General features: G+C 41.2%; 24 protein-coding genes and 1 riboswitch. Of the genes, 14 read left to right on the top strand and 10 right to left on the bottom strand.

Going from position 1 to position 25,627, the window contains the following annotated elements:
- Positions 1–13: 13 nt before the first annotated feature.
- The 4 genes from ACYH0O_RS24355 to ACYH0O_RS24340 all read right to left on the bottom strand — a co-directional run bounded on the left by ACYH0O_RS24355 (position 14) and on the right by ACYH0O_RS24340 (position 4,812).
- Positions 14–1,150 carry a glycerate kinase gene (locus ACYH0O_RS24355; RefSeq protein ID WP_482630670.1) on the bottom strand — a complete coding sequence of 379 codons (1,137 nt, stop codon included), beginning with the start codon at positions 1,148–1,150 and terminating at the stop codon, positions 14–16.
- A 132-nt stretch (positions 1,151–1,282) separates the two neighbouring features.
- A complete protein-coding gene (locus tag ACYH0O_RS24350) occupies positions 1,283–2,440 on the bottom strand; it encodes a CdaR family transcriptional regulator (protein ID WP_482630669.1) in 1,158 nt (385 codons plus the stop codon).
- A 569-nt stretch (positions 2,441–3,009) separates the two neighbouring features.
- Positions 3,010–3,267, bottom strand: a complete 258-nt coding sequence (locus ACYH0O_RS24345; RefSeq protein WP_482630668.1) for a GlsB/YeaQ/YmgE family stress response membrane protein — start codon at positions 3,265–3,267, stop codon at positions 3,010–3,012.
- Positions 3,268–3,342: 75 nt separating this feature from the next.
- On the bottom strand, positions 3,343–4,812 hold the full coding sequence (locus tag ACYH0O_RS24340; RefSeq protein WP_482630667.1) for a phospholipase D family protein: 1,470 nt from the start codon (positions 4,810–4,812) through the stop codon (positions 3,343–3,345).
- Positions 4,813–5,164: 352 nt separating this feature from the next.
- On the opposite strand from ACYH0O_RS24340, the gene ACYH0O_RS24335 reads away from it, so the two are divergent.
- Complete coding sequence (locus ACYH0O_RS24335) at positions 5,165–6,382, top strand: IS110 family RNA-guided transposase (RefSeq protein WP_482629122.1); 1,218 nt, start codon at positions 5,165–5,167, stop codon at positions 6,380–6,382.
- 442 nt (positions 6,383–6,824) lie between these two features.
- On the opposite strand, the gene ACYH0O_RS24330 is transcribed toward ACYH0O_RS24335, so the two are convergent.
- Positions 6,825–8,168 (bottom strand): MFS transporter, encoded by a 1,344-nt coding sequence (locus ACYH0O_RS24330; RefSeq protein WP_482630666.1) that lies wholly within the window; start codon positions 8,166–8,168, stop codon positions 6,825–6,827.
- 146 nt (positions 8,169–8,314) lie between these two features.
- On the opposite strand from ACYH0O_RS24330, the gene ACYH0O_RS24325 reads away from it, so the two are divergent.
- Positions 8,315–8,986 (top strand): haloacid dehalogenase type II, encoded by a 672-nt coding sequence (locus ACYH0O_RS24325; protein WP_482630665.1) that lies wholly within the window; start codon positions 8,315–8,317, stop codon positions 8,984–8,986.
- A gap of 19 nt (positions 8,987–9,005) precedes the next feature.
- Here the strand turns inward: ACYH0O_RS24325 and ACYH0O_RS24320 are convergent, their stop codons facing one another.
- Positions 9,006–9,152, bottom strand: a complete 147-nt coding sequence (locus ACYH0O_RS24320; protein ID WP_482630664.1) for a hypothetical protein — start codon at positions 9,150–9,152, stop codon at positions 9,006–9,008.
- 149 nt (positions 9,153–9,301) lie between these two features.
- Here ACYH0O_RS24320 and ACYH0O_RS24315 point away from each other — a divergent pair, with 149 nt between their 5' ends.
- Both ACYH0O_RS24315 and msrB read left to right on the top strand, forming a co-directional pair.
- Complete coding sequence (locus tag ACYH0O_RS24315; RefSeq protein WP_482630663.1) at positions 9,302–9,631, top strand: CHY zinc finger protein; 330 nt, start codon at positions 9,302–9,304, stop codon at positions 9,629–9,631.
- A 68-nt stretch (positions 9,632–9,699) separates the two neighbouring features.
- A complete protein-coding gene (gene msrB / locus ACYH0O_RS24310) occupies positions 9,700–10,644 on the top strand; it encodes a peptide-methionine (R)-S-oxide reductase MsrB (RefSeq protein ID WP_482630662.1) in 945 nt (314 codons plus the stop codon).
- Positions 10,645–10,677: 33 nt separating this feature from the next.
- Here the strand turns inward: msrB and ACYH0O_RS24305 are convergent, their stop codons facing one another.
- From ACYH0O_RS24305 to ACYH0O_RS24290, 4 genes are all read right to left on the bottom strand, one after another.
- Positions 10,678–11,202 (bottom strand): DinB family protein, encoded by a 525-nt coding sequence (locus ACYH0O_RS24305; RefSeq protein WP_482630661.1) that lies wholly within the window; start codon positions 11,200–11,202, stop codon positions 10,678–10,680.
- 150 nt (positions 11,203–11,352) lie between these two features.
- On the bottom strand, positions 11,353–11,484 hold the full coding sequence (locus ACYH0O_RS24300) for a hypothetical protein (protein ID WP_262481647.1): 132 nt from the start codon (positions 11,482–11,484) through the stop codon (positions 11,353–11,355).
- 169 nt (positions 11,485–11,653) lie between these two features.
- Positions 11,654–13,195, bottom strand: coding sequence for an FAD-dependent oxidoreductase (locus ACYH0O_RS24295; protein WP_482630660.1), 1,542 nt, complete (start codon positions 13,193–13,195; stop codon positions 11,654–11,656).
- 122 nt (positions 13,196–13,317) lie between these two features.
- On the bottom strand, positions 13,318–14,172 hold the full coding sequence (locus ACYH0O_RS24290) for a bifunctional 5,10-methylenetetrahydrofolate dehydrogenase/5,10-methenyltetrahydrofolate cyclohydrolase (protein ID WP_482630659.1): 855 nt from the start codon (positions 14,170–14,172) through the stop codon (positions 13,318–13,320).
- A 46-nt stretch (positions 14,173–14,218) separates the two neighbouring features.
- Positions 14,219–14,315, bottom strand: a riboswitch (ZMP/ZTP riboswitch).
- 195 nt (positions 14,316–14,510) lie between these two features.
- Between ACYH0O_RS24290 and ACYH0O_RS24285 the strand changes: the two genes are divergently transcribed.
- The 10 genes from ACYH0O_RS24285 (at position 14,511) to ACYH0O_RS24240 (ending at position 25,522) form a co-directional block, all read left to right on the top strand.
- Positions 14,511–15,245 (top strand): SDR family NAD(P)-dependent oxidoreductase, encoded by a 735-nt coding sequence (locus ACYH0O_RS24285; protein ID WP_482630658.1) that lies wholly within the window; start codon positions 14,511–14,513, stop codon positions 15,243–15,245.
- Entirely contained in the window at positions 15,238–16,257 is a 1,020-nt protein-coding gene (locus ACYH0O_RS24280) for an S-adenosylmethionine:tRNA ribosyltransferase-isomerase (RefSeq protein WP_482630657.1), read from the top strand. Before ACYH0O_RS24285 ends, ACYH0O_RS24280 begins: the two co-directional genes overlap by 8 nt.
- A gap of 11 nt (positions 16,258–16,268) precedes the next feature.
- Positions 16,269–16,625: a VOC family protein gene (locus ACYH0O_RS24275; protein ID WP_482630656.1), complete on the top strand. Its 357-nt coding sequence runs from the start codon at positions 16,269–16,271 to the stop codon at positions 16,623–16,625.
- 124 nt (positions 16,626–16,749) lie between these two features.
- The gene (locus ACYH0O_RS24270) at positions 16,750–17,394 is read left to right on the top strand and encodes a YczE/YyaS/YitT family protein (RefSeq protein WP_149154874.1); all 645 of its coding nucleotides are present in this window, start codon (positions 16,750–16,752) and stop codon (positions 17,392–17,394) included.
- A 307-nt stretch (positions 17,395–17,701) separates the two neighbouring features.
- Complete coding sequence (locus ACYH0O_RS24265; RefSeq protein WP_482630655.1) at positions 17,702–18,400, top strand: DNA alkylation repair protein; 699 nt, start codon at positions 17,702–17,704, stop codon at positions 18,398–18,400.
- 135 nt (positions 18,401–18,535) lie between these two features.
- Positions 18,536–19,714, top strand: coding sequence for a MalY/PatB family protein (locus ACYH0O_RS24260; protein ID WP_482630654.1), 1,179 nt, complete (start codon positions 18,536–18,538; stop codon positions 19,712–19,714).
- Between the two features lie 311 nt (positions 19,715–20,025).
- Entirely contained in the window at positions 20,026–21,216 is a 1,191-nt protein-coding gene (locus tag ACYH0O_RS24255; protein ID WP_426909966.1) for a glycine C-acetyltransferase, read from the top strand.
- 107 nt (positions 21,217–21,323) lie between these two features.
- Complete coding sequence (locus ACYH0O_RS24250; protein WP_482630653.1) at positions 21,324–22,265, top strand: L-threonine 3-dehydrogenase; 942 nt, start codon at positions 21,324–21,326, stop codon at positions 22,263–22,265.
- A gap of 407 nt (positions 22,266–22,672) precedes the next feature.
- Positions 22,673–24,223, top strand: a complete 1,551-nt coding sequence (locus ACYH0O_RS24245) for a hypothetical protein (protein ID WP_482630652.1) — start codon at positions 22,673–22,675, stop codon at positions 24,221–24,223.
- Positions 24,224–24,256: 33 nt separating this feature from the next.
- The gene (locus ACYH0O_RS24240) at positions 24,257–25,522 is read left to right on the top strand and encodes an ATP-binding protein (RefSeq protein ID WP_482630651.1); all 1,266 of its coding nucleotides are present in this window, start codon (positions 24,257–24,259) and stop codon (positions 25,520–25,522) included.
- Positions 25,523–25,627: the final 105 nt, after the last annotated feature.

The following is a 25,627-nucleotide window of genomic DNA, read 5'->3' as shown; positions in this document are numbered from 1 at the left end:
AAGATTTCCCCCTTTATCTTTCTCCCTTTGTTACGTGTAAAATTCGTGCGATGTTCCTTGTTTCATGGTAAAGCAGTTCTTCAGCCCGATTGATGCTCTCTTGTAGAGCCATTGGGCCAATGGAAATGGAATGACAGCTGGCAAACACTCCATATAAATTTTGATACCCTTCTCCTAAGCTCCCTGCGATTAGTGATACTGGAGTATGGTGCTGTTTTGCAATGGTTGCAATATAGGAGGGGAGTTTACCAAACAATGTTTGATGATCACTTTGTCCTTCACCGGTGAGAATCCAATCAGCCTCCCGAATGGCAGTTGAAAGATTGGACGCTTCAGCAACCAGCTTTGCTCCGGATTCGATTGTTCCGTTTAAATGTAGAAAGGCAAAGCCAAGTCCTCCTGCTGCTCCGGCACCTTTTGCGTCCCGGAAATTTATTCCTTTTTCTTCTTGGAGTAATTGACTGAAGTGAAATAGCTGGTGATCAAGCGCCTTCACCTGTTTCTTAGTGGCTCCTTTTTGGGGACCAAATACAGAAGAGGCTCCTGTTTCTCCGCATAAAGGGTTCTCAACATCTGAAGCAATGTGAAAGGTACAGTCTTTTACAAGGGGATGAAGGGTACTCCAATCCACTTTAGAAATAATCTCCAGATCCTTTCCGAAGGACCCGACTGAATTACCTTCTTCGTCATAGAAGGTAACCCCGAGAGATTGAAGCATACCGAATCCTCCATCATTCGTTGAGCTCCCGCCAAGAGCAATAATGAAGCTTCGATGGCCTTTCTCTATGGCTGATGAAATGACTTCCCCAATGCCATACGACGTTGTGTGGTAGGGATTGCGTTTTTCAATCGGCACCATTGGTAACCCCGCAATGGAAGCTATTTCAATAACGGCAGTTTTTTGATCCCCTAACACACCGTACTCTGTGGGAACTTTTTCTCCTAAGGGACCGGTTGCGATCGTTTTTACTTTTTTTCCTCCCGTTGCGTAAATTAAGGTCTCAAGCGTTCCTTCGCCACCATCGGCCATGGGGATGACGTTCGTTTTAAAGCTCGAAGATTCATCAAGAAAGGCTTTTTCCATAATGGTTCCAACCTCGAGTGAGCTTAAACTTCCTTTAAATGAATCGGGGGCAATAAGAATATTCATAGCGGCTCCTTTTTTTCAGAAAATATAATCTATTCTTTCATTTAACCAATATAGGTAAGCGGTTACAATGTGGATTCATCTAAACAATTCTCCAAAAAATGAAAAAAGATTGTGCATGTGCACAATCATATTTTACAACTCTTTATTCATCTCCTGGATAATTAGGATAAACCGAAGTAATATGGCGTCATCAAATTTCCGTGGGTTTAAACCTGTCAGTTCCTCGACACTTTCAAGCCTGTACAGGAGGGTGTTTCGGTGAATATGTAATGAGTTCGCCGTTTCTTTCATGTTTAATTGGCAATCGAACAATCGTTGTAGTGTAAGTCGCAAGGTAAAACTCAATTGAAGGATTCGTTCATAATAACGGTTCATAAATTCCTTACGTACATCAATGGGGATTTGCTTGATGAAATCCATGATCCCCCATTCCTGGATATGAATATAGTCGGTGAACTGTGGGAAGCGTTCCTGTAATTCTAGGGAGTTGTGTGCTTCCAAATAAGATTTTCTGTACCCGCTAACTCCTGAATATACATTGCCTACAGCCGTTTTCACCTTGACATGCTTTTCCTGTAAATGGTGTTGCAAACGCTTTGCCAGAATTATCGCCTCTTCCTCAGTGGGGCAAATACTTGAAGGGATTCCTATGACGCAGTGGGAGTCGGTAATGAAGGATTGAAAGTGCACCTTTGGTAATTGAAGCTTCATTCTCCTTAATAGCTCTTCTTTGACCATTGGTAAAGGAAGGTTGGTTGTAGAGTGAGCCAATAAGTCGTCAAACTGAACCAACAAAATTTGAACGTTTTGGCTGGTTTCAAGATGTAAGTAGTGATGAGCAAATGCTTCATTTTTTCTTTCATTAAAATAATGAGGATGCACCAAATCTAATAACCAATTATCCATTAATGTTTTTTGATGCTGCAATTGATTGTGGAAATGAACCTGTTGAAGCATAACTTCAACGGTAATTTTCACGATTTTCACAAACTGATCTAATTCTTGTGGAGAACCTGTAACCCCAACGACGCCGATCATTTCTCCCAGGAACTCAATAGGGAGATTGATGCCTTCCTTGGAACCATGATATTTACCTAAATCGTGCTCAGAAATGATTAATGGTCTTTTTTGTTTGAGGACATACAGAGCTCCTTCATGTACCTGGTTCATACGTGAAGAATCAGTGCTGGCAACAATGACGCCGGACTCGTTCATGATATTAATATTAGTACTAACGATGGTTTTTAATTTTGAGATGATTGGATAAGCTAATTCTTCTGTTATATGCATGTGAAACACCTCGTCATTCGTCTTGACTTTATTCTAGCATATGTTTTCTTTCTGCATATTCGGGTATAGATTACTATACAAAGGAGGTTACCTGCATGAAACGTTTAATTGGAAGACTGATCAAATGGGGACCTATTATTTACCCGTTTTATAAGAAGTATCGGAATAAAAGAAGACATAAGAAATCTATGACGTATTAAGAGGGCAGCCAGCATTGGCTGTTTTTTTATATCTTTAAGGACAAATGAAAAGAGGCTGGGACAAACTAAAAAACCACGATAAAAAGACAACAATAGAAGTGTAGGTTCTTCATACCGCTAATGATTTCCGTGCAAGACTACGCTTTCCGCGGGTAGCCCGTGAGCCTCCTCGGCAAGCCTGCGGGGTCTCACATAAGCTACTCTTCCCGCAGGAGTCTTCGTCTTGCACTTCAATCAACCGCTGGAAAAAGCTAAAATCAAATGATTCGAAAATAAATAATAAACCCGAACAAATCTGCACACTAAGAAGCAGGTTTGTTCGGGTTTGACTTAGGATAAAATACTTTTGTCACAGCCTCTTCATTGTTTTTAATGAGTAGACTTTCTCATTCCTCTTAAAAGTAAGCTTAACAGGAATACAAAGATGATCGCTCCGAGTAGTGCTGGTATGATGGCGATTCCTGCAAGTGATGGTCCGAAGCTTCCTAAGAGTTCTCCGCCGATCCATGCACCGATAATACCTGCGACGATGTTTCCGATGATTCCACCAGGAACGTTTTTGCCTAATATAAGACCAGCTAACCAACCGATTATTCCACCTACGATTAAGTACAAAATAATACCCATTTTTCTAACCTCCATGTAATGTTTTTTGTGATGTGTTGTTACTGATTTAATTCCCTTTTATTGTGGAATTAAAACCTAATAGGTCGTCACTTGGAAAATTTTTTGCAAGATATACATGACATATTTAAAGGCAGGTAGTTTATCCTGATATTTCTCATAATTAACGGTGTAGGTGCCATCTTCGTTGTTCCATATACGGTTAAAATACTGATCAATATTTGACATGGTTTTGCTATCAGTAGGTGCCACAATCTTTATGTTTTCTTCTAAGTTATAATCATCTAAATTTCTCGATGTGTAATTACTGGATCCTCCGATGACCGTACTCTCTTTTGCCCCTTTTATATAAATGAACTTAGTATGGTATTGTTCCTTATTGGTGTTGTACCAGCGAATCGTAATATGGTCATTGTCTAAGTTGTGCAGCTCTGATGCGATTGGCAGGTTGGGTAACCCTATCTTTTCTTGACCGAAGGCATTCTGATTGGGGTCCAGCACTAATCTTACTTCTACTCCACGGTCAGCAGCATCCTCTATGGCGTCGATAATGTCCCGATCTGCAAGATAGAACATCCCGATCCAGACTTCATCCCCTTTATTTGCTATATCCATAGCTTTTACGACACTTGTTTGAACCTTCTTTTCTGTAAGGATTTGTGCTTTGACGGAAGTTTCTGTAGAAGAAAGCTTTTTAATAGACTGATCTAAGTCTTCCTTGGTAGGAAATGCCTCGATGTTCCCCCCTGAAAATGCAGCCACTGCCTTTTCGGCTTTCACCATGTCCTTAAGAATGTCCCCTTTGACTTTGAATCCTATATTAGAGTGGAAACCGCTGGCGTCATGGGGGTTGGCGGAAAGAATTAGTCCCTCTTTCTCTGTAATGACGACTTTTCGGTGATTTGCCTTTACATTTAATAGTTTCAAATACGATCTCATGGTTACCTTAGGTGCAGTTGAAGCCATGGGGTTAGGGAGCCATCCGTATCCATCCTGACCAAACCAGCCTAAGGCGGCTCTCCATACACCTGAGTATAAGATGTTAGGGTCCCTGAGGCGGTTTAAATCTGTAAATATGACTTCAGCCCCCAAGTCTTCTAAAGGTTCCAATTGTTTAGCGGTATGGGCCCCATACGTGGTGTTGACAACATCACTGATGAAGACCACTTTCAAATCAGGTTTCTTTTTCATCTGTTTTTGAATCGTTTTTGATAATGTTTCACTGATCCTGGGATAATCACGATCACCCTTTGTGTAACCATTCACTAAAAATAAGTCCAGAATAAGAAAATCCTCTGCTTCTTCTATCGTTTGATAGACTTCATTAAAGATCGAATGGTCATAGTGCTCGTTCCCGTCTTTCTGGTATGTAAGGTCGTATATGAACTCAACATCCTTCTCCGGTATGGTATAGGTGTTGCCAGCGTAGGATATCCCCGGAGGTAACGGCTTTACCCGGTGGTAAATCATGACGACTGAAAGGATCAATATGATGACACCCCCGAACCACCAGCTTTTCTTCTTATACCACTTTTTCTTTGCTTTCAATTGAATTCCCCTGTTCTGCCATTTTTTCTTACTATACCCTTAATGGTAGCGGAGGAATCCATGCAGGATAGGATGGGCACTTTTTTTACAAAAAACATACTAAGATTAGTGGGTAAAGTCATCGACGGATGTCTTTACCCACTATTTTTCTTTTTAGAGTTATAGTGAGAAGTGAAAGAAAGCTCGACCAAAGCCTCAAGGATTTCGAATCCGTATCAAAAACCGAGCCTCTTCACTTTCATTTTTGAATCAGGTTTAAGTATGTTGGGGCCATGAGCTCGTGTATAGGAAATTAGAATCAAAATGAATAAGTGAAGGTCTTTCAAAAGGACAACGAAGAGAGGGAAAATATTTGGAATTAGTAATTGCTTTAGATATTTCTATGGGGAAAAGCTACAAAGTGATTTACGATGGTCAAACCTGTCTTTCGGAAGGGGAATTTCTTCATAATAAGTTTGGTTTTCAAACGCTGCTTGATGAGATCGGAAACCTTTCTGAAGAACCTATTCTTGTTTTTGAATCAACAGGTATTTATTCAAAACCAGTTGAAACCTTTTGTCAAAAGAACCAATTGCACTACTCTTTATTAAACCCTCTTGAGGCAAAAAAACAACTAGAACAAGGGACTCTAAGAAGCTGGAAAACGGACAAGCATGATGCTCACAAATTAGCACAAGTTCATCAACAAAATTGCCGAGTAGAAAAAATCCAACAACCAGAAATATATAGTCGACTCCGGGATCTTTCTCGCTTTTATCAGGAAATAGAGGAAGAAAAAAAACGTATGCGAATGTACTTGCATAATGCACTACAATTAAGTTTTCCAGAGCTTGAACACTTTTTCTCGAGTAAAATGACACCCTACTCCTTAACATTGATGGACCTATTTCCTCATCCAGACTTTGTCTTAGAAAAGAGCCAAACAAAAATCAAGAACCTTTTGAAAAAAAGTACCACGAAAAGAATTTCAGAAAATCGTGCTAAACAGAAGGCAAGTCAAATAATAGAATACGCCAAGGAATCCTATCCAGCTATTTCTTCAGCGAGTATTCAAACATCAAAAGTTCAATACTATGCAAAACAACTCCTCCGTTTATTAGAGGAAAAAGAACACGTTTCTAACCAGTTGATTAACGAGGCAAAAAAGCTTCCTGAGTTTGAAGTACTTATCAGTCTCCCTGGGGTGGGTGACATTAGCGCAGGACTTTTTATCGGTGAGTTTGGTGACCTCTCTCGCTTTTCTAATCATAAAAAAGTCAACGCATTTGTGGGTATTGATATTCGAAGATATCAGTCTGGAAAATACGCAGGACAAGATCATATTAATAAACGAGGAAATCCTAAAGGACGAAAAATTTTATATCTCATTGTTCGGAACATGATCCGCCAACAAAAAGCAGGATCAAATCATATCGTTGATTATTATTACAAATTAAAAAAGCAACCTATCTCCAAAAAGGATAAGGTTGCCACTGTAGCTTGCATGAATAAGCTACTAAAATGTATATATTCCATGGTCAGGAACAATACAAAGTACGATTACTCGCACGCGGTCTCTATGGACCAATAATATGTAGTTTAGTATACCATGAATATCCTCAGTTTAAAATTATGAATAGCTGAGGTTTATTTCCTATGCACAAATAATAGTGAATAATCCTACAACTTATGATTTAGTACTTGACTAATCGTAGGAAAAGAGGCTGGGACAAAACTAAAAAACCACGATAAAAAGACGAACAATAGAAGTGTAGGTTCTTCATACCGCTAATGATTTCCGTGCAAGACTACGCTTTCCGCGGGTAGCCCGTGAGCCTCCTCGGCAAGCCTGCGGGGTCTCACATAAGCTACTCTTCCCGCAGGAGTCTTCGTCTTGCACTCCAATCAACCGCTGGAAACAGCTAAAATCAAATTTCGAAAATAAATAATAAACCCGAACAAATCTGCACACTAAGAAGCAGGTTTGTTCGGGTTTGACTTAGGCTAAAAAACTTTTGTCCCAGCCTCAGATCTTATTGATGGTTGATTCTCTTGCGGTACAAGAATAATAGAATAAGGGATAGTGTCATTAATCCGATCAGAACAAGGAATGTATTCTGAAAGGAACGGACCGGGAAATCTGCCCCTCCCATCTCGACAATGATTCCTCCGAGAACAGAACCAGACGCACTGCCTACGAAGTGGGTAAGTTGTTTCATGCCGATTCCTGAAGCAATAAGCTCCCTACTCATGACACGGGATACTTCGTTGGTCGAGCTTGACGAAAGACTTGAGAAGCCAAAGCTTGTAAACATATAAGCCAGCATTATCATGTATTCACTTTGGGGTGATAAGATATAAAAGATGCCGGTTGAAATGATCAGGAGAATATGTGCAAGGAACATCACTTTCATATTCCCATATCGATCAATCAATCTTCCGACATAAATAGCTGCCACTGCCGACAGTATCGCACCCGGAAAGATAATGAATCCGACTGCTGTCGGGTTTTTACCAAATACATGCTGAAGCATCAAAGGCATGACGATTAGAATCGCAAAGTGAGTGGCGAAACCCAGGAAACTCATATATAAAATCTGACGGTATCCTTTGTCCCGTATCAAACTGGGTTGAATAAAAGGTCGTTCGATCTTATGGATCCGAATCCACAATCCTCCAAAGAATACAACGGCACCTGCGAAATAATACCAGTGGAAAGTTGAAATAAACAGCAGAAAGAACGTAATTCCGATTCCGGTTAAAAGGCCTCCCCATACATCAAAGTACCCTTTCCTGGTCGTCTCATCCGGCAGGAAGCGGTATAGTACAGGTATCATTCCAAGGACACATAACGTGATTAGAAATAAATAGTTCCAACTTAAATAATCGGTAATCACACCACCTACGACGGGCCCTAATCCAAAGCCCAGGGAAGAAGCTGAGGCAATCATAGCTAATGCCCGACCACGTCTTACCATCGGGACAAAACGTCCGGCGAATACCATGGATAGACCGGGGATGGCTGCAGCACCTGCCGCTTGGAATATACGGGAGAGCAATAGCCAGGTAAAGGTATGGGCAAAGAAGCCTATGAACGATGCCAGCCCGAAAATGGAGATGCCCAGGATAAGCAGCCTCCTGATCGGTATATAGTCTGCGAGACGTGTATACGTGATGGTACAAATGGCGAGTACGATGGAATATCCCGATACGATCCAGGCTCCTTCAGAAGGGGCTAAAGAGAAATCCTTTAAGACATTGGGGAGTGCTACATTAAACATGGTGGTATTCATGACTACGAGCCAGACGGTTAAGCTCAAGAACAGAATCGTCTTTGTATAGGAAGGAGATGCTTGAGCGTGTTGATCTGCAGTCATCTATGACCACCTCCGTTACATATTTAGATACTCGAAGTAATATACCATAAATAGACTAGTTGTGAAATGAATTCGCTTAGAATTGAAAAAGTTTAATTAATCTAAAATGGTCTATTATATAAGAAGAATGAAAGAGGAGGATACGTATGTCAAATCTCAATATAAAGGCATTTGTGTTCGATGCGTATGGAACACTTTTCGATGTTCATTCCGTCATTGAAAAGTGTAATGAACTTTTTCCTGATAAAGGGGAGGAAATTAGCCAGGTGTGGCGCCAGAAGCAGCTGGAGTATAGTTTTTTACGTCAATTAATGGGTACGTATACGACTTTTTTTACAATAACGAAGGATGCTCTCCATTATGCGGCTAAGCAAGCAGGAGTTGATCTTACCGAAGGAAAAGAGAAGGAATTGCTGGAGGCTTACCTGGAGTTAGACCACTACGAAGAAGTAGGGAGTGTATTACAAGAACTGAAACCTTATCAAAAAGCCATCTTTTCCAATGGTTCACTGGATATGCTTTCTCCTCTGGTTGAGCAATCTTCCTTTGGGCATTTACTGGATGAGGTTTTGACAGTTGATGAAGTGAAGCAGTTTAAACCGACCCCGATGTCTTACCAGCTTGTTCTTGAAAAGCTTGGGGTCAGAAGAGAAGAAGTACTGTTTATGTCTTCTAACCCATGGGACATTGCAGGGGCGACGAACTTTGGATTCTATACGGCTTGGATCAATCGTCAGGATAAAGTGATGGATGAATTAGGGGTAAGACCTCATTTTGAATATAAGGATTTAAATGGGATTCTAGAGCATATGAATTAATGAAAAGGGACTGTTTTTCTTACGAATAGCGTATCGTAGGAGAAATCAGTCCCTTTATATTTGGCTGTATCAGTCCAAATGCAATGACTTCATGATCCTCCATTAGAATATGCTTCACTACTTCTTTTCTTGTTCGGCTTGCAGCTCCAAACACGATCGATTTCAAGAATCTTCCCCTCCCTTTCTCTTACTATTCATTGTATAGTACAGATAGGACAATAGACTAGAATATATAGGTAATAGATAACTAGTTTAAGATTTTTGTAGGGAAATCGACTATATTTATCGAATTTTACTGCATGAAGGGGGATGAACATGACTGAAAAGTTGATTGAGGTATATGGCGTAGAAGTAGACTCTAAAACGAAATGCAAACATTACCAAACCCAAAAAGATATCATAGCAATTAAATTTAAGTGTTGTAACACCTATTATCCTTGTTATAAATGTCATGACGATCTCGCAGATCATGACCCTATTATTTGGTCAAAGAACGAGTGGAATACGAAAGCGGTTCTTTGTGGAGAATGTAAGAATGAGTTAACCATTTTACAATATATGAATTGCCAATCGGTCTGTCCTCATTGTCGAGCATCCTTCAACCCCGGGTGTCAGAATCATTATCACCTTTATTTTGAAGGATGAATTTTGGGTGAGAAATTGAGAAATCTATAACTGATGAGTGTTTCATGTGAAACGAAAGAGGTGAAGAAATGGAACTAGCAACGTTTGCTGGTGGTTGTTTTTGGTGTATGGTCGAGCCCTTTGATGAGCAGGAAGGAATTAAACGAATTGTATCCGGCTATACAGGAGGTACATCCGCAAATCCAACATATAAAGAAGTGACCTCTGGGGAAACAGGACACTTTGAAGCGGTCCAGATCACGTTTGATCCTATTCAGTACCCTTATGAGAAACTGCTGGATTTATACTGGAAGCAAATTGATCCGACTGATTCAGGGGGACAGTTTAAAGACCGGGGTGACTCCTATCGTACAGCTATTTTTTATCATAACGATAATCAAAAAAAGCTTGCTGAAGATTCAAAACTAATATTGGAGCAGAGTAATATTTTTGCAAAACCTGTGGTGACGAAGATTCTCCCTGCAAGCGAGTTTTATCCTGCTGAAGATTATCATCAGGATTTCTATAAGGAACATTCCTTCCGATATGCTTTATATAAGCGTGGATCCGGGCGAGAAGATTTTTTGAAAAAGTATTGGGCAAAAGATCGATCCCATTTAAAGGAACAGCTCACAGAAATGCAATACTTCGTTACCCAGGAAAATGGAACAGAGCCACCTTACGAAAATGAGTATTGGGATAACACTGAAGAAGGTTTATACGTTGATATCGTTTCGGGTGAACCTTTATTCACTTCTAAAGATCAGTATGATAGTGGGTGCGGCTGGCCCAGCTTTACAAAGCCCGTCATGGATGCAAGCGTCAAAGAACAATATGACTTATCGCATCGTTCGACCCGGGTAGAAATAAGAAGCAGGGAAGCCGACTCCCATCTCGGGCATGTATTCACTGATGGACCTGGTCCAAAAGGACTCCGTTATTGTATCAATTCTGCTTCTTTACGATTTATTCCTAAAGGGAAATTAGAAGAAGAAGGGTATGGGGATTTTTTAATTTTGTTTAAAGGCAGTTAAAAGACATGGCAGCACAAGAGCCACCATGTCTTTTTATCTTACTATCTTATCTTCAACCTTTTCCCAAAGATTCTCGATTCCCTGCACTCGCTTAATGGATGTAATGGTTCCCTGGTGCAAGCCCTCATGCCAGTTAGCGAAGGAAAGAACTTCACCTAAAGTGGTAAACGTAGTATGTTCACCAAGGACAAACGGCTTCTCTCCTGTTTCATCCAAACGACCGGAAAATGCTTCTTTCATCCTTTGTGGTTGTGCCTCCAATTTCTCACGAAGTTCTTTCAGTGTAGGAGGTGTGAGCGTATTCCAGGTGTCAGGGCTCGTATTGAAGCCAAATAGCTTCCCGTATTCAGGCGGAAGTGCTTTACGGTTGTTTTCCCCTACAAAGGAGAATAACAGGTTTTCCTGAGACTGTAGAATATGTCCTAAATTCCATCGGATTGAATTTCTGAATCCAGGAGGTACTTCATCCGCCTGTTGTTCCGTTGTCGCATCGAGAGCAGCCAGTGTGCGAAGTCGGATGAATTCCATTTGTTGAAATAGCATTTGTTCTTGCATCATATATTCCTCCTAATCAATTTCTCTATAACGTATTCGAGGTTGGCAGTGAGATTCCTCTACGGAAAGATGAACGGATCAGGAGAAATAAGAAAAGAATAACCTGACGCAGCGTTACTGCCGGTTATTCTTCATTCAAGCAGCTAGTCTTTACTAGTCTTGTGGTCGGTTTTTCTTTGTATTCGCTTGCCCGGTTGTAAACTCCACTAATTCAGAACTTGTTCGATTTTGTTTAGCATTATTATTACTTTGAGCATTACGGTTACCTTTTTTAGTGCGTCCCATTCAATATCCCTCCCAAAATAGTAACTCAAGCATTTATAGTTTGAGACATAATCGAGGAAATATTCTTCTGTGAGATGCGACAAAATATGTCAAATACTTTATTGATTCGGTTTATTTCCCAGGCTATATTCGACAATAATCGGGAGTTGCTTTCCAAAGATCCGTCAACTCAATCGGTCACTTCAAACCTTGTAAGAGGTTTCTTTGCAGGACCTTCAATCACTTCTCCTTCAATGGAGAAGCGGGATCCGTGACAAGGGCAGTCCCATGTGTGATCTCCGTGGTTCCATTCGGTTTCACAGCCGAGATGGGTACAGGTGGTGTCTACGACGTGCAGCTTTCCTGAATCATCCCGGTACCCTCCACAGCGTCGTCCATTCAGGTTCACGACATCGGCTTCCCCTTTTTGGAGTTCCTGCGGTTTTTTAGTTGGTATTTGCAGTTTTCCTTTAATGAGTTGCCCTGCTACATTTAAGTTCTCTTTGAAGAAATGTTTAATGCTTGGATCTGCGACAAAACGGGAAGGAGTATATATGTCAGCATAAATATGATGATTTCCTAAAATTTGTTCAGATAGAATTTGCCCCGCCAGAGTACCTGACGTCATTCCCCATTTTTTAAAGCCTGTGCCTACGAAAATGGAAGGATGCTTTTCCGTTAATTTACCGATATAAGGTACTTTGTCTAACGTGATAAGATCTTGTGCTGACCATCTATAACGAATTTCTTCAATTCCAAGCACTTCTTCACCAAAAACTTTGAGTGCTTTATAATGAGCCAACGTATCCTTTCCTTGTCCTGTTTTATGATTATCCCCGCCGATTAGGATGAGATTCTCTCCATTTTCATCCTCTTGAGAACGGAGGGAACGGGTAGGATCTTCTGCACTTAAGTACATGCCGCCCGGATAATCCTTTTTCGCTTTTACTCCAAGGATGTACGAGCGTTCGGCATACATTTTTGTGAAATAAAAACCCATACCATCATAAAATGGGAAGTGTGAGCAGATGACAACATGCTCACTATCCAGATGATATCCGTCTGCCGTCACAACTTGAGTGGAGTCCCCTTCGTTAATGGTTTTAGCCGCAGTTCCTTCAAATACTTGACCGCCAAGTCCCGTATAAGAATCAACCAAGGCTTTAAGGTATTTTAAAGGGTGAAACTGTGCTTGATCTTTCATCACGACTGCGTTTTTAATGGGTAAATCAATGGGAAGCTTTTTGACAAGTTCTCCTTTGATTTCTAACTTCTGATACGCCTCGTTCTCCTTCTCGATTTTTGTAGCGTATTGATCAGTAGTCGCGTAAACATACGAGTCCTCTTCTGAAAAATGACAATCTATATTATCACTGGAAATCGTGTCTTTTATAAACTGAAGAGCCTTCGTCTGAGACAGATAATATTTCTTTGCAAACTCTTCTCCAAAATGTTGGATGAGCTCATCATAAATCAATCCATGTTGAGCGGAAATCTTAGCCGTTGTATGCCCCGTTGTTCCGTTCAATAAGTGATTAGCCTCAATGAGAGCTACTTTTTTCCCGCCTTTAGCTAACAGATAGGCAGTGGTGATGCCTGCTATCCCGCCGCCAACAACGGTTACGTCCACCTTGATGTTTTTATCAAGCTTTTTAAATAGGGGGAGTTTAGTCGTTTCCCTCCAATAGGGTTCCGGTGTTTTGGAAAAAGCACTTTGGTGTTGTGTGTCCATATGAACGCTCCTTTATCTTTCTATTCCTTACCATTCTTTCCTGAAATGTAGAAATAATAAGTCTGAAATAAGAAAAAAAGAGACTGGCTCCCATAATGGGTCAGTCTCTTAAAGGATATTTATTATGAATGTTCAAGAACAGAACCATATTTCTCAGCAGAATCCACGGTCTGTTTTAACAGCATGGAAATGGTGACGGGGCCAACTCCGCCAGGAACTGGAGTAATCGCGCTCGCTTTTTCATAGCATGCTTCATAGTCTATGTCTCCAACGTTCCCTTTGTTATATCCGGCATCAAGAACAACAGCACCTTCTTTTACCCAGTCTCCTTGAATGAAGTTAGCTTTACCGACTGCTGCCACCACGATATCTGCAGTAGAGAGAATGTCAGGCAGGTTCTCTGTATACGAATGACATGTCGTCACCGTTGCGTTTCGATTCAACAGCATCATGGACACAGGCTTTCCTAGAATCGGGCTTCTTCCTACAACGACAGCGTGTTTTCCTTCAAGAGACACACCGTAGTAATCGATGATGCTCATGATTGCAGCAGGTGTGCAGGATGGATATTCACCAAACCCTAATGAATTTTGACCGAATCCAAGGCTTGTGACTCCATCAACGTCTTTTTCAATGGTGATTGCTTCAAAGGCAGCACGTTCATCAATATGATGAGGAACAGGGTGCTGCAAGAGAATCCCATGAACGGAAGAATCTTGATTAAGCTCCTGGATCACGTCCAACAGTTCATTCGTTGTCGTTTCCTTTGGAAGATGAATCCTTCTTGATTCCATCCCGATCTTTGCGCAGGCATTGCCCTTCATTTTCACATACGTAGCAGAAGATGGGTCATCTCCAACAAGTACCGTAGCAAGACATGGGGTAATACCATTCTCCTTTAATACAGCAACTCTCGACTTTAGGCTTTCCTTTACCTCAGATGCAACAAGTTTCCCGTCTAATACTAGTGGTTCCACTGCAATCCCTCCTGATTATAGTAAAAGAAGACAAGGGTATCCCCTTGCCTTCTGCCCAGGCGAACGGCTAATGGCTCATGTTTTGTAAGATTTGCAGCTCCCTTGTGGTTGATTCCACATTTTCGCCAGTCACTGCTATATTTATTTTCAAATTAATTATAACACGAATATAAAGAAAAATTCTAGTGTTAATGTTCGTGTTTTTGTAAAGCTACATCAAAAGACTGATAAGATGCTACTTCTAATTTTCTATATCTCCCAACCCCATTTAGATGATTTGTCGAAAGGGGATTTTTCATAAACTGTGAGTAACAAGAGTTAGGAAAGGGGAAATAAAGATGTTGAAAAATAAAGTAGTCATGATCACAGGAGCCTCAAAAGGGTTGGGAAGGGCACTTGCCGTACAATGTGCCAAGGAAGGGGCGAAGCTTGCGATTTGTGCACGATCGGGTGGACCCCTTCTGGAGGTTGAGAGAGAATTGAAGAAGTTAGGGGGAGAAGTGGTAGCTTTGGAAGCCGATGTTTCTCATTCCCGGGATGTAGACCGTTTTGTTTCTGTAACGGAGGAAGTGTTAGGTGGAGTAGATATTCTTTTTAACAATGCATCCGTTTTTGGTCCGGGTCCCCGCCTTCTGGCTGATTATCCTGAAGAAGAATTCCTTGATGTGCTAAGAATCAATACGTTAAACCCATTTTTAGTAACGAAAAGAGTCCTTCCTGGAATGATCAGCCGGGGAAAGGGCTCAATCATTAACTTAACGTCAGAAGCGGGTAAAACAGGATTTGCTGAGTGGGGAGCATACGGAATTTCGAAATTTGCCGTCGAAGGATTAACTCAAACGTGGGCCGACGAGCTAAGTGATACAGGGATACGGGTGAATATGGTCGATCCAGGGGAAATGGATACGGAAATGCACGAAAAGGCAGTCCCGGAATGTAATTATCCGCTTGCCGACCCTCGTGATCACCTTGAGGTCTTTTTATATCTGGCTTCCGACGCTTCAGAAAACGAGAATGGGTATCGATTTGAAGCTCAAGAATTTAAGTGGAATCGAGGCGGGGAGAATGAATGAACTGGCTAAGACCTTTGATATCCCGTCCCATTTAAACGCATCAACCCCCATTGAGTTACAAGGATTTGAGAGAGACGAAGTAAAGTTAATGATGTTGAACCGGGAGACCGGAAAATGTGATCATACCCAATTCAAGCAGTTACCTGAGTTTTTAAATAAGGGGGACGTACTTGTTTTAAACAATAGCAGGACCATTCCTGCATCACTTAAAGGGAAGCAAGGAAACAGGCATCTCGAAGTTCGTTTATCCAGAAAAAAAGATGATAACAGCTGGGATGCGCTTATCATAGGAGACTTCTATCAAGCGGGGGAACCTATTTGTTTTTCAGAGGAAGTCCGGGCCAACATGGTGGGTGAAGGAAGTGAAAAACCACTGGTGCAATTGAAATTTAACAAGAGTGGTGTAGAGCTTTTTGATTTTATTTACAGAAACGGAGAGCCGATCCGTTATGAATATATTGATTCTCCCTGGCCACTTGATTGTTACCAGACTGTATATGGATCAGTCCCTGGGTCTGTGGAAATGACATCTGCCGGAAGGGCCTTTTCTTGGAAGTTGATACAGTCCTTGAAGCAGAAAGGAATTGAAATCGTGTTCATACAGCTTCACGCAGGCTTGAGCTATTACGGGGATGATCGCTGGCCGACACCAAAAAATCATCCTGAAGAATACCATGTAGGTTCAGGGACAGTGGACAAAATACTCAAGGCAAAGAATAGTGGGAAACGGGTCATTGCAGTGGGCACTACTGTCGTTCGTGCCCTTGAAACCATCATGATGCAATATGGACAGCTAAAGCCTTCTGAAGGCGTAACAAACTTATATATATCAGGGGATACCCCTCTTCAACTCGTAGATGGTCTCATTACGGGGCTGCATGAACCGGAAGCGAGCCATCTGGATCTCTTAAAGGCTTTTATCTCGGAAAAAAAGTTATTGAACGCCTATCAAACGGCTCTATTAAAAAACTATAAATGGCATGAATTTGGCGACGTGAATGTAATTTTGTAAGGGGAATGGATATGAGACTTCATCATATTGGGATGAATGTAAAGAGTTTAGTGTTATCGAAGGAATTCTATCAATTTTATTTTGGGTTTGAAGAGGAAACGTATTTCGAATGGGGTAGTGAGAAAATCCTATTTATGAAAAAGAACGATTGTCGATTGGAGCTCATCGAAGAGCCTGGGGAGGATAACGGATCAAAGCGGACATTTCTTCATATAGCCCTGGCAGTCATCGATTTGGAAGCAGAGATTGGTCTATTAGAGGAGAATGGGTTAGTACCCGTTGAGGGACCTGTTCTTCTTGAAAATGGCTGGAAAGTGGTCTTTTTCTTTGGACCTGACGGGGAAATCATTGAGTTGGTTGAAGAGTAGACCGTTTATTATTTCATTAAACCCCACCAACCCCATAGGTTTTGTGAAATTTTTTTGTTTATTATTCTGTGATACAGTTATCCGGGTAATAAATGAAATGACTATGGTGTAGGAAGGGATTTTCATGAATAGAGAATTAGTTTTACGTTGGTCATTCTTCTTTACAGGCCTCCTTGTACTTGCGTTTGGCATAAGCTTGACGATCAAAGGGAAAGACCTGGGTATCGGACCTTGGGATGTGTTTCATTATGGGCTCTTCAAGCAGCTCGGACTGACGATTGGTACATGGTCCATTATTGCGGGCTTTGTCATCTTGTTCGTGACGGGGATTGGAACGAAGTCATTTCCTAAAGTCGGCGCTTTTATAAATATGTTGTTAATTGGTATTTTCATAGATTTATTTAATTACGTACTTCCTGATCCTCAATCGTTATTGGCACAGTCGATTGTATTTGCTATTGGGATTGTGGTAATCGGGTATGGTATCGGACTCTATGTGTCAGCTGACCTGGGGGCAGGACCCCGTGACAGCCTGATGCTGCTCGTGGTTGAAAAAACGGGATGGAAAGTTCAGTGGGTACGGAATGGGATGGAGATTATCGTGTTCTTCTTTGGTTGGTTACTCGGAGGTCCTGTCGGGATCGGTACGGTCATTATCGCATTGGGACTCGGTTCCATCGTCGGATTTTCATTACCTCAAAGCAAAAAGCTTCTTCACTTTTTCCTTATGAGACAAGTGACAAAAAGAGACAATCCTTTGGCGAGCTAAGGGTTGTTTCTTTTTTTGTTTAAAAGAGGTATATCTCTACACAAGAAAGAAGTAAGAATAGAGTTTGTGCAGACTGGGGAGGATTAAATGGAAATTAAGCTGGACTATCATATATGGGTAACGAACAAGCTACTAACTTACTCGTGAGAAGGATACAGTAAAAAGATGAAAGAGCTGGTAGACTACTGTTATCTCTGTCAAAAGCCTCTTTATTGTTTAGACGGGTTCTTTAACGGTGTGCAAAAAGAGGATGGAAAAAGCAGTTGTTTTGAATGCGAAGAACAAAATCAAAAAGGGGAGAAAAAGGATGGGGCATGAGTATTCAGATAAAATCGTCACTCTATTAAAAAAGCATCAAAATAGTGAAAATCGAGAAGCAATGGAAGCATATATGAGAAACCAATTTCAATTCTTTGGCATTAGGACCCCTGAACGTACTGCTTTACTAAGGGACTTTCTGAAGGAACACGGTAAACCACAGGTTGAAGAATTGCCTGACATTGTTCGTTCCCTTTGGTCTGAACCGCAAAGGGAGTGTCAGTATATCGCTCTTTCCCTTCTGGACAAACAATCCAGGCACTTAACGAAAGACCACCTGCCATTTTTGGAAGAAATAATCACAGATAAATCCTGGTGGGATACGGTTGATCATATTGCTCCCAATCATGTAGGGAAAATCTATCAAACGGAAGAAGATGACGCATACTTAGAGAAATGGATTCATTCAGATTATATGTGGTTGAATCGGATCTCTATTTTGCATCAATTGAAATATAAAGAAAAAACAGATCAGGGACGCCTGTTCAGATACATATTATTGCATAATGAATCAAAGGAGTTTTTTATTCAGAAGGCAATAGGCTGGGCATTGAGGGAGTATTCAAAAACGGACCCGGAAGCGGTACAGCAATTCATCGAATCAGAAAAGCTGGCGCCGCTAAGTAAGCGAGAAGGAATGAAGCATATCCATAGAAGAGCAAAGGAAGGGAAAACCGTTGAAAAGTAGCGAATATATTAAGCATCTGGACATGACACTCATCTAAATTAAGTAAGGGGGATTCCTATTTTTAAATTAGATATTCACCATTAAGTAAATCTAGTATAAAGTAAGGACAGATATATGTGAGAGGGGTAATAGGATATGAATTGGAATGATTGCATCGAGAGAACAAACACTCACTCTGTGAAATGGTCGTTTCCTGCCGAGGATGTAATTCCTATGTGCATAGCAGACATGGACTTTCAGGTGTCTCCTGCCATTGTCGATGCCATGAATCGCAAGGCTCAGCATGGTATATACGGTTATACGACATTTAGTGATCGATACTTCGAGTCTGTCATCTCATGGTGGAAGAGGCGCTTCCAGATGGAAATAGAGAAAGAGTGGATCAGCTTTAGCCCTGGAATCATTCCGGGTATCAATGTATTGTTGTCCGTGTTAACGGAGCCTGGAGACGGTGTAATCATTCAAGATCCCGTTTACTATCCTTTTTACAGTACGATCGAGAACCATGGTTGCTCGGTTATGAAAAATACATTGCTTTATGAGGATGGAGTATACTCGATTGATTTTGACGACTTAGAAGAAAAGGCACGTCATCCCAGAACGAAACTTCTTATTCTCTGTAGTCCTCATAATCCTGTTGGACGGGTATGGACGCAAGAAGAATTAATGAAAATTGGTTCGATCGCTAAACGACATGACCTGTGGATCATTTCAGATGAAATGCATGGAGACCTGGTATACAAAGGATATGAACACATTCCTCTGTTTAAAGGGGATGACAGCTTAGTAGAGCGCAGTATTCTATGTGCAGCTCCAAGTAAAACCTTTAATATCGCGGGGCTTCAAACCTCCATCCTTCTCATACCGAATAAAGACCTGAGAGATAAGTATAATGAAAAGCTTACGGGCTATGGACTGATGAGACCGAATGTGTTTGGGATTGAAGGGACGATTGCGGCTTATGAGGAAGGCGAACCATGGCTTAATGAGCTATTAATGGTTCTTGAAGAGAATAAACAGTATGTACTGAATTATCTAGAGCAACACCTTCCGGAGCTGAAAGGCATTACCCCACAGGCTACACACCTTATTTGGATGGATTGCACGGAATTAGGCATGACAGGTGAAGAGTTGTGTACGTTTTTCTTAAACAAAGCCAAAGTGAAATTTGATGAAGGCTTTAAATTTGGTCAGAGCGGGCACACCTTTGTCAGAATGAACATTGCCTGTCCGAAAGAGCGGATCGATTTGGCATTAAGAAGAATCCACGAGGCGATATTGGACTATAGGGTCAACCGTAACGTCATGAAATAAAAAAAGGATGAACAAATGAGATGCCATTTGTTCATCCTTTTTCTTTAAAAGAAATAAAGAACGAGGGCTCCGATACTCCCTGATAACAGACCATATATATCGTGCTGTAAAAAAGTCTGAAGTATTTTTAGTATAAGGGGAACACTAAATGACAGGATGAATTTGAAGAAAATTTTTGTCCATCACAAAAAAACATGTTAAACTAAGAATCAGAATAATCATTAGCAATAATAAAGATTCAACTGATAAATAGTGTGTTTTTGGAGTGGACATTTGTTTTTAAAACGCTTACATAACAGGAGGATACGTATATGACTAGTAAAACATTAGATCATTTTTTACAGGAAAATCTTGAAGACCTAAAATCACGTGGTTTATATAATGAGATCGACCCATTACAAGGTGCAAACGGTCCGGTGATTACGATCAATGATAAAAAACTTGTGAACCTTTCTTCTAACAATTATCTTGGACTCGCAACGGATGAACGCTTAAAAAAAGTAGCGATTGAAGCGGTGAAAGAATATGGTGTAGGGGCTGGGGCCGTCCGTACAATCAATGGTACCCTTGATCTTCATGTGAAGCTTGAAGAGAAGCTGGCGAAGTTTAAAGGAACGGAAGCTGCCATTGCTTATCAGTCAGGATTCAACTGTAATATGGCTGCGATTTCGGCGGTTATGGACAAGAACGACGCCATCCTTTCTGATGAATTGAACCATGCATCGATTATTGATGGCTGTCGTCTTTCGAAAGCTAAGATTATCCGTTTTGGTCACTCAGACATGGAAGATCTTCGTGCGAAAGCAAAAGAAGCAAAGGAGTCAGGTCAATACAACAAAATCATGATCATCACCGACGGAGTATTTTCAATGGATGGAGATGTATGTAAACTTCCTGAAATCGTTGAAATTGCTGAGGAATTTGATATCATGACGTATGTAGATGACGCTCACGGTTCGGGTGTCCTTGGAAAAGGTGCAGGTACAGTTAAACACTTCGGCCTTTCAGACAAAGTGGACTTCCAAATGGGTACGTTATCGAAAGCAATCGGTGTAGTAGGTGGATATGTGGCAGGAACTCAGAACCTGATCGACTGGTTAAAGGTCCGCTCACGTCCATTCCTATTCTCTACATCCTTGACTCCGGCAGATGTAACGGCTTGTACAGAAGCACTTGACCTGATCATGAACTCTACAGAGCTGCAAGATAATATGTGGGAAAACAGTCGTTATCTGAAAGAAGAGTTGACGAAGCTTGGCTTTGACATCGGAAACAGTGAGACACCTATCACTCCGGTTATCATCGGTGAAGAGCAGGCAACCCAGGACTTCAGTAAACGCCTATATGAAGAGGGTGTATATGCCAAATCCATCGTGTTCCCAACAGTACCAAGAGGAACCGGCCGTGTGAGAAACATGCCTTCAGCAGCACATACGAAGGAAATGCTCGATCAAGCGATTAAAGCATATGAAAAAGTCGGTAAGGAAATGGGAATTATCTAATCCCCCTTTAAAAATAACGTGATAGGGTCTGGCTGAAAAAAGTCAGCCCTATCTGTATGAATAATAAAATCATTCTATCACCATAGGGAAATGCAGGAGGAAAGACGATGAAAAAGATTTTAGTAACGGGTGCCTTGGGACAAATCGGTTCTGAGCTCACCAATAAACTTCGTACTGTGTACGGTTCTGATAATGTCATTGCGACAGATATCCGGGAAACAGACAGCCCGGTCGTAACGGACGGCCCTTTTGAGCAATTAGACGTGACCGATGCCGAGAAAATGTTTGATATTGCCAAAACGAATAAGGTGGATACCATTATTCACCTGGCGGCTCTATTATCTGCAACAGCGGAAGCAAAACCGCTTCTTGCCTGGAATTTAAATATGGGCGGACTGGTAAATGCCCTGGAAGCAGCAAGAGAATTGGATTGTCAGTTCTTCACACCTAGTTCAATTGGAGCTTTCGGTCCATCAACGCCAAAGGATTCAACTCCACAAGATACCATCATGCGCCCTACCACCATGTATGGGGTAAACAAAGTGTCAGGAGAACTTCTATCTGATTATTACTTCACTAAATTTGGGGTGGATACAAGAGGACTGCGTTTTCCAGGTCTGATTTCATATGAAACCCTACCAGGTGGCGGGACGACTGATTATGCAGTTGAAATTTATTATGAAGCAATCAAGAATAACCAGTATACTTCATACATCGGTGAAGGAACCAATATGGATATGATGTATATGCCTGATGCACTTAATGCGATCATCGACCTTATGGAAGCGGACGGTTCAAAGCTTGAGCACCGTAATTCCTTCAATGTATCTGCCATGAGCGTAGCACCTGAGGATATTGCAAAAGCGATCCGCGTTCACCAACCGGACTTTACGCTGGATTATAGCGTAGATCCAGTTCGTCAAACCATTGCCGAAAGCTGGCCGAACGCCATAGATTCCAGCGCAGCCATGAACGAATGGGGCTTCAAAGCAGAGTACGACCTAGCCAAAATGACCGCTGATATGTTAGAAAAATTAAAAACGAAGTAAACAGAATGATCCCTGAGAAGCAATAGTTTCTTTGGGGTCATTTTTTGTTTGTCTATCATTAGCCAGTCATAATGTAAAAGCACAGAGTGGATTGTAGCGGAAGGTACTTGACTCCTGCGGGAAATAGAGGAAAGGTCGAGACCCCGCAGGGCAAAGCCCGAGGAGGCTCGACTTCCTCCCCGGGGAATCTTGTACCTGGAGCGGAAAGGAACGGTCCGTGTATTCATTTAAATTCTAAAATACGACAAAATATGACAATAATTGATAGTAAATTGAAAGGGAAATGTTATACTGAAACAGAATGAATAAATGAAACCAAGCCCCTTTTTGTGGGAAAAAATGGTGATAACCTATATAAATTATGCTAAAATTCAGAAGTCTAAGGATTTTACATAAGGGGGATTCAGATGAGAGGAAAATTGAAAGTATTTGGGATACCTATAGGAATCATGCTTCTATTCATCGCTGCCTTGTTCTTTCACCAGCTGTTGTTAGTGAAGGAATTACCTCAGCCAAACTGGAGTCGTTCACTCCCATTAGACTACACAGCAAAAGAGAGACCACAGGTGTTTCAAAACAATGGGGAACTTTACATTTCAAGTAAAGGGAAGATTCATGCTTTTACAATCAATGATGAAATGAAAGTAGCAGATGAAAGAGTCATTGATACCACTATTACTAGGGGCTATCCATTTTGGACCGATGGCAACGAATTCATCTACTATAAAGATGGTGGCTTAGTTTCGACCCGGGACAATGAGGATCAAATCCTTTCGAAAGAGATTACGGGTCTCGGAGCGAGCGCAAACCATATCTATTATTGGAGTAACGAACAACTATATGAATATAATGTGCAAGAAGGTTCTTCCAGGGAGGTCTATACTTTTCCGTCTGAAATTTCCGAGATTCACGCAGTAGACAATGGAAGTGCCATCATTCAGGTTAAACAAGATGATACTCATGATTTCGTCTACTATATGAATGAAAACCGTGAAGTAAGTGAGAAGCCTTTTTTACTAGTAAATACAGCACCGAATAAAAAGGTGGAAGGTTTAACGTTTAAAGTAACAGATGAGCGGCTCACCTTACTATACAATGAGAAATCACGCACACAAGGCACGCTTTCCTACAGTACATACAAGGTGCAGGTTCCATTACAGGAAATGGGGTCGTCGATCTTATCCGGGAGTAAGATTGAATTCGTCAATAAAGATACCGGCGAAAAGTTGGCGAGTGCCGGTGGGGTACAGTTTGTAAACGTTGATGGGAAAGAATCCGTGGTGTTCACTTCAGAAGGACAGCGTATTGGTGATAACAGTGCGATGAGCCTGTATGCGGCTCCTTTTCAAAATCAGGGGATTCTGGAGGGTTCTCCTCTTAGTACGACCAAGCATGTCACATATTCACCCGTGCAATTAACAGACGAAGCACTGGTTTGGTTTAATTATGATGGTGGTACATATGAACTATACGGGGCATCTCAGAACGATCAAGTCGTTTCAGAAAGTACAAACTGGTCGAAAAGATCAGTGAAAGAGGCACTTAACAACGGCGTTCTCATGATGTTCAGCAGCTTGGTGACGGTATTGACATCCTTTTACTGGGTGCTTCCATCACTCTTTCTATTAATCTTATTGTATATATTCAGACCAAACGCGTTTGAAAAAGATGGGATCAGCTGGGCTGAATATGCATCGATCATCATTTTTATGCTTATGCCGATCAGCTATACAAGCAATGCAATGAACGCATATTTTTACCAAGTGGCACCGGAGTATTTGGTGTTTCCGGGAAGCGGCTACGCACTATTATTGTTGATTAGTGTGATCACTTGGGTGATTTGGAAAATAGGACGGGACCCTGATTGGGGATCATTTGCAGGTGCCTTTTACTTCATGGGAATATATATATTGTTTTATATTACTTCAATCGGTCCATATATATTTAACTTATTTTAACGAATAAAAGTATGAGTGGGACGGGTGACTTAGATGATGGAGAAAATGAATCATATGAAAAAACATACCTTTTACAACAAAATAATGATCCTCATGGCTCTATTTGTCTTACAGTTCATCGTTTTACTCTCCATTGATAAGCCATGGAACGTAATCGCTGCCCTTCTAATAACCATTGTAGGGGTAGTAGTCCTGGCCCAATTATCAAAAGAAGGGAAAACGTTCCTGGCAGAGCATCGAAAATTGCTGGAAGAAGAAAATCAGCTTTCTACCCTTCTCCACTCCCTGCCTGATTTTGTGTGCTTTAAGGATGGACAGGGCCGCTGGTTAAAGGTCAATCAATTTGGCAGAAAACTGTATAACCTTGAACGAATTGATTATGTAGGGAAGACTGATAGTGAATTAGGAGATCTGGTTCCCTTTTTTAAAGACGCCTTCCACTATTGTGTTGACTCGGATGAACAATCGTGGAAAGCCGAAAAGGTAACGAGATGTGAAGAAGGATTCTACCTTCCGAACGGTGAATACAAGACCTTTGATGTCATAAAAGTTCCGTTATTTCATTCGAATCAGACAAGAAAGGGATTAGTCATCATCGGCAGGGATATTTCTCAGCAGAAAATAGCTGAAGAAATGCTATTAAGAAAAGAGAAATTATCTGTGGTCGGGGAGCTTGCTGCGGGAATCGCCCATGAGATCCGGAATCCCCTTACGAGCATCAAGGGTTTCATTCAACTGCTTGAAGAGAATGAGCATGTATCCGAAAATTATCTTCAGGTTATGTCCTCCGAGATGGATCGAATCAACCAAATTGTAGGAGAGTTACTCATTTTATCAAAACCTCAAATGAGGGAATACCAGGTCTTTGATATGAATGAAGTGTTAAACTATGTGATCAAGATAATGGAGCATGAAGCAATCCTCAAAGGGATCACATTAAATGTTCAAGTACCATCGTCCTCCATTCACGTATTTGGAGATAAGAATCAATGTGTACAGGTCTTTATAAATATTATAAAAAATGCAATCGAATCCATGGATGAAGGAGAAATCAGTGTCAACTGGAATGTTCTGAACGAAACGATCATCATCTCGATTCAAGATCAAGGGGTGGGAATTCCACCTGAACGTTTAAAGAGACTCGGTGAGCCATTCTTTACTTTGAAAGAAAAAGGGATGGGACTCGGGCTGACCATCAGTCAAAAGATCATTGAAGACCATAAAGGGTCTATACACATTGAATCAGAAGTGAACAAGGGAACAAAAGTAGAAGTAACCTTACCGGTGAAACATAAATGAAATCCAAGGCTGCCTCATTGCGATGCAGCCTTGAATTATGTAAGCAGGTGATATGCTCAAATGGCGAGGAAGTTGCATAGTCTTCTTGAAGAATCTCATCAACCA

Source organism: Rossellomorea sp. H136, assembly GCF_056838065.1.
This window is presented reverse-complemented; position numbering and strand designations above follow the sequence as displayed.

Coding starts and splice junctions, on each gene's coding strand:
- ACYH0O_RS24355 (WP_482630670.1), bottom strand. CDS start 1,150: ATGAATATTCTTATTGCCCCCGATTCATTTAAAGGAAGTTTAAGCTCA.
- ACYH0O_RS24350 (WP_482630669.1), bottom strand. CDS start 2,440: ATGCATATAACAGAAGAATTAGCTTATCCAATCATCTCAAAATTAAAA.
- ACYH0O_RS24345 (WP_482630668.1), bottom strand. CDS start 3,267: ATGGGTATTATTTTGTACTTAATCGTAGGTGGAATAATCGGTTGGTTA.
- ACYH0O_RS24330 (WP_482630666.1), bottom strand. CDS start 8,168: ATGACTGCAGATCAACACGCTCAAGCATCTCCTTCCTATACAAAGACG.
- ACYH0O_RS24325 (WP_482630665.1), top strand. CDS start 8,315: ATGTCAAATCTCAATATAAAGGCATTTGTGTTCGATGCGTATGGAACA.
- ACYH0O_RS24315 (WP_482630663.1), top strand. CDS start 9,302: ATGACTGAAAAGTTGATTGAGGTATATGGCGTAGAAGTAGACTCTAAA.
- msrB (WP_482630662.1), top strand. CDS start 9,700: ATGGAACTAGCAACGTTTGCTGGTGGTTGTTTTTGGTGTATGGTCGAG.
- ACYH0O_RS24305 (WP_482630661.1), bottom strand. CDS start 11,202: ATGATGCAAGAACAAATGCTATTTCAACAAATGGAATTCATCCGACTT.
- ACYH0O_RS24300 (WP_262481647.1), bottom strand. CDS start 11,484: ATGGGACGCACTAAAAAAGGTAACCGTAATGCTCAAAGTAATAATAAT.
- ACYH0O_RS24295 (WP_482630660.1), bottom strand. CDS start 13,195: ATGGACACACAACACCAAAGTGCTTTTTCCAAAACACCGGAACCCTAT.
- ACYH0O_RS24285 (WP_482630658.1), top strand. CDS start 14,511: ATGTTGAAAAATAAAGTAGTCATGATCACAGGAGCCTCAAAAGGGTTG.
- ACYH0O_RS24280 (WP_482630657.1), top strand. CDS start 15,238: ATGAATGAACTGGCTAAGACCTTTGATATCCCGTCCCATTTAAACGCA.
- ACYH0O_RS24275 (WP_482630656.1), top strand. CDS start 16,269: ATGAGACTTCATCATATTGGGATGAATGTAAAGAGTTTAGTGTTATCG.
- ACYH0O_RS24270 (WP_149154874.1), top strand. CDS start 16,750: ATGAATAGAGAATTAGTTTTACGTTGGTCATTCTTCTTTACAGGCCTC.
- ACYH0O_RS24265 (WP_482630655.1), top strand. CDS start 17,702: ATGGGGCATGAGTATTCAGATAAAATCGTCACTCTATTAAAAAAGCAT.
- ACYH0O_RS24260 (WP_482630654.1), top strand. CDS start 18,536: ATGAATTGGAATGATTGCATCGAGAGAACAAACACTCACTCTGTGAAA.
- ACYH0O_RS24255 (WP_426909966.1), top strand. CDS start 20,026: ATGACTAGTAAAACATTAGATCATTTTTTACAGGAAAATCTTGAAGAC.
- ACYH0O_RS24250 (WP_482630653.1), top strand. CDS start 21,324: ATGAAAAAGATTTTAGTAACGGGTGCCTTGGGACAAATCGGTTCTGAG.
- ACYH0O_RS24245 (WP_482630652.1), top strand. CDS start 22,673: ATGAGAGGAAAATTGAAAGTATTTGGGATACCTATAGGAATCATGCTT.
- ACYH0O_RS24240 (WP_482630651.1), top strand. CDS start 24,257: ATGATGGAGAAAATGAATCATATGAAAAAACATACCTTTTACAACAAA.